This window comes from Sphingomonas sp. Sph1(2015), assembly GCF_001970915.1.
GTDB classification, from domain to species: Bacteria; Pseudomonadota; Alphaproteobacteria; order Sphingomonadales; family Sphingomonadaceae; genus Sphingomonas; species Sphingomonas parapaucimobilis.
Map to the genome: position 1 here is coordinate 39,894 of NZ_MQUI01000028.1, position 10,564 is coordinate 50,457.

8 protein-coding genes and 1 tRNA gene are annotated in these 10,564 nt (G+C 66.5%); 7 read left to right on the forward strand and 2 right to left on the reverse strand.

The window, feature by feature from the left end:
* Window positions 1-153: 153 nt before the first annotated feature.
* Window positions 154-621 carry an Lrp/AsnC family transcriptional regulator gene (locus tag BSZ14_RS12310; RefSeq protein WP_042487895.1) on the reverse strand — a complete coding sequence of 156 codons (468 nt, stop codon included), beginning with the start codon at window positions 619-621 and terminating at the stop codon, window positions 154-156.
* Between the two features lie 191 nt (window positions 622-812).
* On the opposite strand from BSZ14_RS12310, the gene BSZ14_RS12315 reads away from it, so the two are divergent.
* Window positions 813-2,639 (forward strand): sensor histidine kinase, encoded by a 1,827-nt coding sequence (locus BSZ14_RS12315; protein ID WP_241823743.1) that lies wholly within the window; start codon window positions 813-815, stop codon window positions 2,637-2,639.
* Window positions 2,640-2,641: 2 nt separating this feature from the next.
* Window positions 2,642-3,640 carry a polysaccharide deacetylase family protein gene (locus BSZ14_RS12320; protein WP_076711143.1) on the forward strand — a complete coding sequence of 333 codons (999 nt, stop codon included), beginning with the start codon at window positions 2,642-2,644 and terminating at the stop codon, window positions 3,638-3,640.
* A gap of 36 nt (window positions 3,641-3,676) precedes the next feature.
* Here BSZ14_RS12320 and BSZ14_RS12325 read toward each other — a convergent pair whose 3' ends face one another.
* Window positions 3,677-4,720: a mannose-1-phosphate guanylyltransferase/mannose-6-phosphate isomerase gene (locus BSZ14_RS12325; protein ID WP_076711144.1), complete on the reverse strand. Its 1,044-nt coding sequence runs from the start codon at window positions 4,718-4,720 to the stop codon at window positions 3,677-3,679.
* A 171-nt stretch (window positions 4,721-4,891) separates the two neighbouring features.
* On the opposite strand from BSZ14_RS12325, the gene BSZ14_RS12330 reads away from it, so the two are divergent.
* The 5 genes from BSZ14_RS12330 (at window position 4,892) to BSZ14_RS19350 (ending at window position 10,548) form a co-directional block, all read left to right on the forward strand.
* Complete coding sequence (locus tag BSZ14_RS12330; protein WP_076711145.1) at window positions 4,892-6,280, forward strand: TIGR03013 family XrtA/PEP-CTERM system glycosyltransferase; 1,389 nt, start codon at window positions 4,892-4,894, stop codon at window positions 6,278-6,280.
* Between the two features lie 65 nt (window positions 6,281-6,345).
* Window positions 6,346-8,298, forward strand: coding sequence for a tetratricopeptide repeat protein (locus BSZ14_RS12335; protein ID WP_076711146.1), 1,953 nt, complete (start codon window positions 6,346-6,348; stop codon window positions 8,296-8,298).
* A 46-nt stretch (window positions 8,299-8,344) separates the two neighbouring features.
* Window positions 8,345-9,163, forward strand: a complete 819-nt coding sequence (locus BSZ14_RS12340; protein ID WP_076711147.1) for an ATP-binding protein — start codon at window positions 8,345-8,347, stop codon at window positions 9,161-9,163.
* A 118-nt stretch (window positions 9,164-9,281) separates the two neighbouring features.
* Window positions 9,282-9,358: transfer RNA gene (locus BSZ14_RS12345), tRNA-Pro, on the forward strand.
* A gap of 95 nt (window positions 9,359-9,453) precedes the next feature.
* On the forward strand, window positions 9,454-10,548 hold the full coding sequence (locus BSZ14_RS19350) for a hypothetical protein (protein WP_139330437.1): 1,095 nt from the start codon (window positions 9,454-9,456) through the stop codon (window positions 10,546-10,548).
* The last annotated feature ends 16 nt before the right edge of the window (window positions 10,549-10,564 follow it).

A 10,564-nucleotide genomic window follows, 5' to 3' on the forward strand; every position in this document is an offset into this window, starting at 1 on the left:
ACTTCGCTCAGGCTGAGCGGCGGTTGCTGTTTATCGGCGCAACACCCCACATCCGTTCAGCCTGAGCGAAGTCGAAGGCCACGCCAAAGCGCCAACAAAAAAGGCCGGTCCTCCCGAACGGAGAACCGGCCTTTTATTGCCTCCAAAACCGGATCAGTCGGCTTCGATCGGAATTCCCGAAACCTGCTTGGCCGTCCGGATGGTCAGCGACGTCTTGACGCTGGCCACGTTCGGCGCAGGGGTCAGATGGCCGGTCAGGATTTCCTGGAAGCTCTTCAGGTCCGAGGCGACGATCTTCAGGATGAAGTCGATCTCGCCGTTGAGCATATGGCATTCGCGCACTTCGGGGATGCCCGCGACATGCGCCTCGAACGCGGCGAGGTCATGCTCGGCCTGGCTGCGCAGCGATACCATCGCGAAGACGGTGATCGGAAAGCCCAGGCGCGCGGCGTCGAGGTCGGCATGATAGCCGCGAATGGCGCCAGCTTCCTCCAGCGCGCGGACGCGGCGCAGGCAGGGCGGGGCGGTCAGTCCGACGCGTTCGGCCAGCTCCACATTGGTCATACGGCCATCGGCCTGCAACAGCGCCAGGATCTGCCGATCGATGCGATCGAGCGCCATTACACGATACTCCACATAAACTGCCGAATCCCTATGCTCTTTGACGGCGTACTATAAGAAAATTACGCACTACCGTAATTCTCGGGCATTGCAACGCCACCAATAAGGATATTTGCAGGTTACCAGTTGGAAGGATAAGGACGTTAAGACAGGGGCGTTAGGGCCAATCGGCCATGCGTGAAGGGAGCTCAGTGCGGTTCGACGATAGTCTGGCGACGATTTTATCGGCCGACACTGCGACGCCTTTCGGCGCGCAGACTGCCTGGCGGCAGCTGATCGACCTGATGAGCCGTGGGCGCGTGCCCGCCGATCCGCCGATGCTGGAGCGGCTCGCCGAATTGCGGCACAGGGTGGCCGAAGGGGTGCGCATCGCCAGCGCACGCATGTTGAGTACCGGTCGCCCGCCCATCGCGCTGGTGGCATTCTTCGCCCAGGACACGCTACCTGTCGCCGCGACCGTGCTGCGCAGCGCGCAACTGGCGGATGAGGACTGGCTGGCCATCCTCCCCGCATTGAACCCGCGAACCCGCTCGGTCCTGCGGCACCGTCGTGATCTGTCCGATAGGGTGATTCGCGGGCTGGAGAGTTTCGGCCCGGTCGATTTTGTCCTGCCGCACCTCGCCGGCGCGGCCGAGCCAGCGCCGCACGTCGCCGCGGTGCCGCTGGAAACCGTGTCCGAACCGCTGGTCGAGCCGGTCCCCGCCGCGCCCGTAGGGGGGGAGCCTGTGATGGCTCCGCAGCCCGTCGAAGAACCCGACGCCGCGCCGGTGTCGATCATGCTCGACCCGCTGCCGACCCAGGCGGCCACGCCGTTCGTCGCGCTGGGCCAGGTTGCACGCAGCTTGCCCTTCATGGCCGAGGCGATGCGCCACGCCCCGCCGCCAGCCGCGCCGCCACGTTACGAGATCGCGGATCTCGTGGCGCGTATCGACGCCTTCAACCAGCGGCGCGAGGAAGTGACCGGCGCGACGCAGAATGATGCCGGACCAGCCCATTTCGATTTCGAGACCGACGCCAACGGCCTGATCCTGGGCGTCGAGGGCGTCACGCGTGGGCCGCTGGTCGGCGTCAGCATCGCCGAGACCGCGATGCAGGGCCTGGCGCAGTTCGACGGCGTGGCGATGGGCGCATTTCGCCGCCGCTCCGGTTTTCGCGACGCGCGGCTGGAAATCGGCGGCAGTTCGGCGGCGGCAGGATCGTGGCGGGTCTCCGCCATGCCCTTTTTCGACCCCGCGTCGGGGCGTTATGCGGGCTATCGCGGCAGCGGACGTCGCCCGCGCCGGGACGAGATGGCCAATGTGGTCGAGGCAGCGCCCGAGACGTCCTCTTCCGACTCGCTGCGCCAGCTGGTCCATGAGCTCCGCACGCCCGCCAATGCGGTCGCGGGCTTTGCCGAACTGATCGAAAGCGAATTGCTGGGGCCGGTGGCGCCCGTCTATCGCGATCGTGCCAGCGCGATCCGCGCCATGGCTGCCGATCTGCTGGCCTCGGTGGAGGATCTCGACACCGCCGCGCGGATCGAGGGGCATGTGCTGGAGCTGCGACCGACCATCGTTCCGCTCGCGCCGCTGATCCAGCGGGTGCTGGCCGAACTGGGGCCACTGGCTCAATTGCGCCGTGCCGAAATCCGTTTCGATCCGGCGTCCGCGAACCTGTCGGCACTGGCCGATGATCGGGCGTGCGAGCGGCTGTTGACCCGTCTGTTCTCGGTGCTCCTGTCCAATTGCGTGGTGGGAGAGCGTCTGTCGGCCAGCCTGTCGGTCGACCAGGATATGGCGGCGCTGCGGATCGATCGCCCGCTCGCGCTGACCGTCGAGGCGGATGCCGCGCTGCTCAGCGAGGCGGGGGACGAGGAACAGCGCGACGGCGCGCCCCTGCTGGGCACGGGCTTCTCGCTGCGCCTGATCGACAAGCTGGGGGCCGAGATGGGGGGCGGCCTGACCATCGGTCTGCACCGGGTCGTACTGGCGCTGCCCATCGGTGGCGACCAGCGCGCAGGGCAGGCGTCGAACGCCTGATCATGCCCAACGCCGCTCGCCCCCGGCGCCATGAGGCCGCCTCCGCTGCCGAGCGGATCGTCTGGCCCGAAGCCTTTGGGCGGCGGTTCCTGGTGACGGTCGATGTCGAGGAGGAGTTTGACTGGACCGCGCCGCTCGATCCGCGCCATCGTTCGACCAAGGCGATGCGGGCTTTCGGTCCGGCCCATCGCCGCTTTGCCGAGGCAGGTGTCGGCCTGGCCTGCATGGTGGACTATCCGGTCGCGGTGGACCCCGCCGCCGTGGACATATTGTCCGAATGCCTGGCCGATGGCCGCTCCGAGATCGGGGCGCAACTCCATGGTTGGGTAACGCCGCCCTATCATGAGGTTGTCGATCCCTTCACCAGCCATGCGGGCAATCTGCCGCTCGAATGGGAAGCCGCCAAGCTCGACACGCTGACGGACAGGCTCGCCCAGGCCTTTGGCGCGCGGCCGCGCTTCTTCCGGTCGGGCCGTTATGGCCTGGGTCCCGCCTCGCTGGCGTTACTGGCTTCCCGGGGCTATCGGATCGACAGTTCCATGCGGGCCTGCCATGATTATGAGCCAGGCGGCGGCATGGATTTCAGCGCGATCGACGCGCATGGCTTTCGCCGCGAGGGGATGGTCGAACTGCCCTTGACCAGTGTCTATACCGGGTTGCTCCGGCGGGGCGGGGCGGGGCTGTATCGCCGGGCAGGACGCTGGCCGCGCGGGCACGGTATCCTCGCCCGGGCCGGGCTGCTGAACCGGATTCCGCTGACGCCCGAGGGCGTGGGCATCACCGACGCACTGGCGGGGATCGACCGGGCGCTGGACGATGATGTGCGGCTGCTGACCTTCTCCTTCCACTCGCCGACGCTGGAGCCGGGGCATACGCCCTATGTCCGCGATGCGCGCGACCGGGCGATGTTCGATCGGTGGTGGGATCAGGCCTTTGAGCGGCTGGCCAAACATGGCGTGACCGCGACGACCATCGACGAGATTCTGGCCGTCACCGGATGACCGGGCTGCCGGGTACGGGCAGCCCGGTCGCCGCTATCAGCGCTTCATCGCCTCGATCAGCTTCTTGACGTCCTGGCTGCGGCCGCGCGGCAGGATCAGGATATCGTCACCGCTGGCCACGACGATCAGGTCCTGAACATCGACCGCCGCCACCCGGACCCGGTCGGTGCGGATCAAGCAGTTCTTGGTATCGATCGCCAGCACTTCGCCGCGATGCGCGTTGCCGAAGCCGTCCAGCTCGCTGATCGAATGCAGCGCGTCCCAGCTGCCGACATCGTTCCAGCCCATGGCGACGGGTACGACCGCGACGCGGTCCGCGCGCTCCATCACGGCATAGTCGATCGAGTCCGACGGGCAGGCGGCGAAATCGGCCTCGTTCGGGCAGATACGCTTGCCGTCATGGCTGGCGGCACGCATCGCCTTTTCGGCCGCGACGAGCATTTCGGGGGCGTGCTGGCCCAGTTCCTCGAGGAACCGGTCGGCGCGGAAGAGGAAGATGCCGCCGTTCCAGGCATAGTCGCCGCGTGCCAGCATGGCCTCTGCGCGTTCCAGCCGGGGCTTTTCGACGAAGCGCGCGACCTGATGCACGCCCGGCGCGATCTCGCGGCCCACCTGAATCCAGCCATAGCCGGTCTCGGGCTTGTCGGCCGCGATGCCGAAGGTGGCGAGCCAGCCCTGCGACACCATCGGCAGCGCGGAGCGGATGGCGGCGTGGAAGGCGTCGAGATCGGCGATGACGTGATCCGACGGCATGACCAGCAGCACGTCCTCGGGCTTGGCGGCCAGGGCGGCCAGCGCGATCGCGGGGGCGGTGTTGCGCGCCACCGGCTCAAGGATGAGTGCCTGGGGCGGCGTGCCCGCTTCGGTCAGCTGCGCCTCGACGATGTCGGCGTGGCGCTGTCCGGCAACGACGATCGGCGCGGCGAAGTCGTTGGAAATGGTTCGTTGCGCGGTAAGCTGCAACATCGTCTCGTCAGAGGTCAGCGGCAGCAGCTGCTTGGGCATTTCCGGTTTCGACATCGGCCACAGGCGTGTGCCGGATCCGCCGGAAAGGATGACCGGCACGATCGGATTATGCATGAATGCCCCTCAGGATTGTCCGCGCCAGACGGGAATGACATGGCGGCGGGATCGGTTGTAACGCCTGCATAACGCATATCTTCACGGTTCGTTTGTCATTATTTGCAAAAATATGGAAAATCGCTCCAATGACGGGGCTCAGGGTGTGCGTCGGGGAAGCCGGTCCATTAGATGATCCGTCTGTTCAAACATTATGTCCCCCATGCGGCGCTGCTGCTTGGCCTGGCCGACTTCCTGCTGCTGATGGTCGCGGCGGAGCTGGGCTGGGTCCTGCGCGCGCATCAGATCGACTATCCTGTCGGCAGCTTTGCCGAACGGCTGCCGCAGGTGCTCAGCTTCGCGATCCCGCTTCAGATTTCGCTGCTGGCGGTCGGGGCTTATACGGCGGCGTCCTTCCTGTCGCTCCGGTTCGCGGCAGCGCGATTGATGGTGGCGATCTCGCTGGGCGTGATCTTCCTTTCGCTGATCTTCTTCTTCTTTCCCAGTGTCAGCTACTGGCGATCCAGCTTGTTCTTTTCCATGGTTTTCGCATCGGTGCTTCTGGTCGTGGTGCGTGGGCTGCTCGGGCGATATCTGGGGGGGGATCGGTTCAAGCGGCGGGTGGTCCTGATCGGTGCGGGCGCGCGGGCGGCGCAAATCGCCGCGCTGGCGGAACGGCCGGGCTCCAATTTCGTGATCGCAGGCGCGATCGCGATGCGCCCGGAGGAGAATGCGGTCCCGCGCGCCGTGCCGCGTTCCGCCATCCCGAGCCTGTCGGCCTTCGTGCTCGAGCGTGAAGCGGGCGAGGTGGTGCTGGCGCTTCAGGAACGACGCGGCTCGCTGCCCTATCAGGACTTGCTGCGCGTTCGTACGACGGGCGTCCATGTATCGGAGATATCGACCTTTCTGGAGCAGCAGACGGGCCGTATCGACCTCGCCTCGGTCAGCCACAGCTGGTTGATCTTTTCCGATGGCTTCGCGTCGGGCCGCATGTGGTCGTCTATGGCCAAGCGCGCCTTCGATATTTCGGTCAGCCTGATCCTGCTGGTCTTCGCGGTGCCGGTAATCCTGGTCACGGCCATCCTGATCCGGCTGGAATCGCGCGGACCAGCTTTCTATCGGCAACGGCGCGTCGGCCTGTTCAACCAGCCCTTCGATATCCCGAAGCTGCGTTCGATGCGGCAGGATGCCGAACTGGCCGGGCAGGCGGTCTGGGCGGAGAAGGACGATCCGCGCATCACCCGTGTCGGGCGTTTCATCCGCAAGGTGCGGATCGACGAACTGCCCCAGATCTGGTCGGTGCTGATGGGCGAGATGAGCTTCGTCGGCCCGCGCCCGGAGCGTCCGCAATTCGTCGAGCAACTGGAGCAGCAAATTCCCTTCTATGCCGAGCGTCATATGGTGAAGCCGGGAATCACCGGCTGGGCACAGCTCAACTATCCTTACGGCGCCTCGATCGACGATGCGCGGCACAAGCTGGAATATGACCTGTATTACGCCAAGAACTACTCCCCCTTCCTCGACGCCCTGATCCTGCTTCAGACGTTGCGGGTGATCCTCTGGCCCTCGGGCGCGCGCTGATCGTGAGCGAGGACAGGAGGGCGATATCAAGGGGACGCGACCGGCGGCGGTCGCATCCCTATCCGATGATGCGGCGCAAGCGGCGCATCTGGCGGCGGCGCTCGGTCCAGCGGCGTCTCCGCATCCTGGCTGTGCTGGGCGTCATCGGGATGGCCGTGACGGGGCTGCTGGCCCTTGTCTACACCAGCAAGCCGCCGGTCGATCCGGCCCAGGCGCTGCGGCGCGCCACGGCGGCGCTGGACGCGGGCAATTACCATGCGGCGCATGACCAGGCCCGGCAGGCAGCCGAGGCGGCCCCCCGGTCGCAGGCGGCGCAGATGATGCTGGCACGGACCAGCCTGTTGCTGGGCGAGGGCGTGACGGCGGACGCCGCGCTCGACCGGGCGCTGAAGGACGGCGTGCCGCGGGACCAGACGCTGGCGGCGCGGGCCGAGGCGCGCTTTCTCCAGGGCGATCTGGCAGGCGCGCAGGATGCGGTCGACCATATGCCTGTTGAGCGCGACGCGGCGATGGCGCGGATCGCGGCGCAGGTGGCGGCGCAAGAGGATGGCGGCGTTCCCCTGCGACAGGCGCTGCAAGGCCTTGTCGCCCTCTATCCCGATGACGCACGCATCTGGACCGATCTGGGGCGCAGCTGCTTCGGTGCGGGCGATATGGACGGAGCGTCGCAGGCGGCGGCACGAGCGGCGGCCCTGGCTCCTGCGGATCCCGATGCACTGACGCTGCAGGGCGAGGTGCTGCGCGCCCGCTACGGACTGGCGGCGGGCCTGCCCTGGTTTCGGGCGGCATTGGCCCGCGATGCCTATCATCTGCGAGCGCTCATCCAATATGCCGCGACGCTGGGTGATCTGGGGCGCGCGAGCGAGGCGCTGGCGGCGACCCGCTCTGCGCTGGTATCGCAGCCCGGCAATCCCGACGCCTTCTACCTTCAGGCCGTGATCGCCGCGCGGGCGGGGCGTTATGCACTGGCGCAGCAACTGCTCCAGCTTACCGGCGGTGCGTTGCGGATGCGTCCCGCCGCGGCGATGCTGGAGGGCGCGATCGCCTATGCGCAGGGACGGCCGCAGCGCGCGGCGCGCGCCTGGACGCGGTTGGTGACGATGCAGCCGATGAACGTGGCCGCCCGCGAGCTGCTGGCGGCGGCGCAGCTCGGTGTGGGGGACCGGCCCGCCGCGCTGGCGACGCTGCGCCCGATCCTGACGCGGGCCGATGCGGATGGATATGCGCTGCGGCTCGGCATGATAGCCGATCCCGAGAACGCGTTGACGCTGACCGATCGAACGGCGGCGGGGCAGCGGGGCGACGCCGCGATCTTCCGCCCCGACCGCACCGTCGACGACCTGAAGATGGCGGCGGCCGAGTCCCCGACGGACCCGACCTATGCGCTCGGCCTGATCCGGGGGCTGGCGAGCCAGGGCGATCATGCTGGGGCGATCCAAGTCGCCCGGTCCTTGGTCCGCGCAAGCCCGGGTGCTCCGGCGGCGCAGCTGGCCTATGGCGATGCGCTGGCCACCGCCGGGCAACATGCCGCCGCGCTGGGTCCTTATGCCAGGGCGGCGGACCTGACCTTTGACGCGCCGACCATGTTGCGGTTGATCGACGGTTATCAGCGGACCGGACATGCCCGTGACGCGGCGGTGAGCCTGGGCCTGTATCTCTCGCAAAATCCGCAGAGCATCCCCGCCCGCCGCCTGCTCGCCGAGTGGCAGATGACCGCCGGGCGCTGGGACGATGCGATCGAGACGCTGGAGGGGCTGCGTACCCAGCTCGGTCTGCGCGACGTGGCGCTGCTCCACGATCTGGCCGTCGCCTATGCCGAGGCGGGGGATGGGGTGGTCGCGCGGCGCTATGCAGCGGCGGCCTATCGACTGGCGCCGATGAATGCGGGCGTGGCCGATGCCTATGGCCGAGCGTTGGCCGTGGCGGGTGAGCGCGAGGGCGCGCGGCAGCTGTTCGACAAGGCGCTGGCCCTCGCACCGGGTGACCCCACGATCCTGGCACACCGCGCCCAACTCTGACGCGGCGCGCTTGGCAGGAGGGGAGTGGTGCCGTACCAGCGGCGCCATGACCGACCTCGCCACCCCCGTCCTGGAACGTATCGCCGCCGCCCTCGAACGGCTGGCGCCGCCGCTGGCGCCGTCCGCCGATCCGCTGGCGCATCCGGCCTATATCTGGCGGAGCGGGGCGCTGCATGCCGCGCGCGGTTTCGCACCGGTGCCGCTCGACCTGTTGCAAGGGCTTCACCAGCAGCGTGCGGCTCTGCTCGCGAATTTGACGCGTCTGGCGGACGGACATGCCGCGCAGGACGTGTTGCTGTGGGGGGCACGAGGCACCGGCAAGTCGGCGCTGGTCAAGGCGGGCGTCGCCGCCGTTCAGGCGGATCGTCCGGGGCGGCTGGCCCTGGTGTCGGTGGACACGCTCGATAGCCTGCCCGAACTGTTCGCGATGCTGGAGAGCGTCGACCGGGCCTTTGCCGTCTTCATCGACGATCTGGGCTTTGAGGAAGCGGGTGAGGCGCGCAAGTTGCGTTCGTTGCTCGATGGCGGGGCGGAGGCGCGACCGGCGCATGTCCGTCTGCTCGTTACCGCCAACCGCCGCCATCTGCTGCCTCGTGATCTCAGCGAGCAGGACAGCGCGATCAACCCGCGCGATGTGGTGGACGACCAACTGGCCCTCGCCGACCGTTTCGGATTGAGCCTGGGTTTCCACACGCTCGATCAGGACGGATATCTGGCGATCGTGCGCGCCTATGCGACACGCCATGACCTGCCGTTCGACGGCCATGAGGCGGTCAACTGGGCAACCCGCCGCGGTAGCCGTTCGGGACGCGTGGCATGGCAATATATCGTCGATCTGGCGGGACGACTGGGGCGAAATCTGTAATAAATCGGGCGACGGATAAAAAACCTCTTGCACCCATCGGAGCCGCTGGCTATTGGCGCGCCTCCAGCACGGATCGGCCTTCCCGAAAGGCTCTGAAAACCGATCCGTACTCTCTAGTCGGGGAGTAGCTCAGCCTGGTAGAGCACTGCCTTCGGGAGGCAGGGGCCGGAGGTTCGAATCCTCTCTCCCCGACCACACGCATTTAAGTCGTTGTGAATACGTCCTAAACTTTCACGAGGGTATCTCTGTCCCCCAGAGTGTCTCCCTCGCTGTACACGGACGTGCATGCGATGAAGCATCCAAACCTCACACGACGCGGACACCTGTTTTGGTGGCGTCGCAAGTTCACCCTTCACGGTACGACGATCCAAATCGGGCTACCGCTAGGTACAGCAAATTTTTACCATGCCCGCGGTATCGCCGAACGCCTTGGTGGCGCTTTGGAGGAGTTGCGATTGGCGTACGGACAACGTGGGTCCTCAATCGACGCCGTAACGCTCAAGCGAATCTTTCAAGACGCGATGCGGTGGCAGCTGGACCGCATCCTGCAAAGCCAGATCGGCAGTATCGAGCCTGTGGCCGCTCATCGACAGACCAACCGCATCTATGCCGAACTGTGGCGTCACCGCGCGAACCATGGACCCGATGCCCGATGGCCGCATGACGATCAACAGCGCCTGATCCGCAGCGGATGGTCGGATGCGGACGTTGAGCTCCTGCTGGAAGAAGTGGACCGGCATAGCGGTCCTCTCGTTTCCCTCCGTCAACTTCAAAGTTATGCCGAGCACTTCGGCTTCGAATTATCGCCCGTCAATCACGCGCGCGTTCAACAAGTGGTCTTTAGCGCGAGAGCGGCCGCTTGCGATGCAGCTAACGACCACCTCGGCACTGAACCTGGCGATCTTGGTCAATGGGCCAAAGAAGCACTCGCGGCGCACGATCCGCTAATTTTCGAAGCATGCGTCACACCTAAAGCCGCTGCTGCTGAAGCTACGCCTCCCTCATCTGCCAAATCTGCGGACGTTTTCCCGCCACCCGTCCAGCTGGCCCCGAATGTCGAGGCGGAGCATTCGAAGCTGCTCACGGAATCAATGGAGGAATGCGTCACAGCTTTTCAATCTGAGCAAGCCTGGAGCCGTAACAGCATCGAGCAGGTCCGTACCGCCGTCCGCCTGTTCGACTTTGCGTGCGGCGGGAACATGACCATCCAGGGCATTACCAAGGACCACGTGGAGCGTTTTCGAGAAGTTTGCGAGGCGCTTCCCAACCGCTGGGTGTCAATCGGCGTCCAAAAAGGACCCCCTATCGGCGTCCAAAAGGGACCCCCTTCGTCGAGCAGCGTGACGGGTATGACGGGTGCACCGTTCGCGCTGGTTGCGGCGTAGGGCGGGCGTAGCCCGA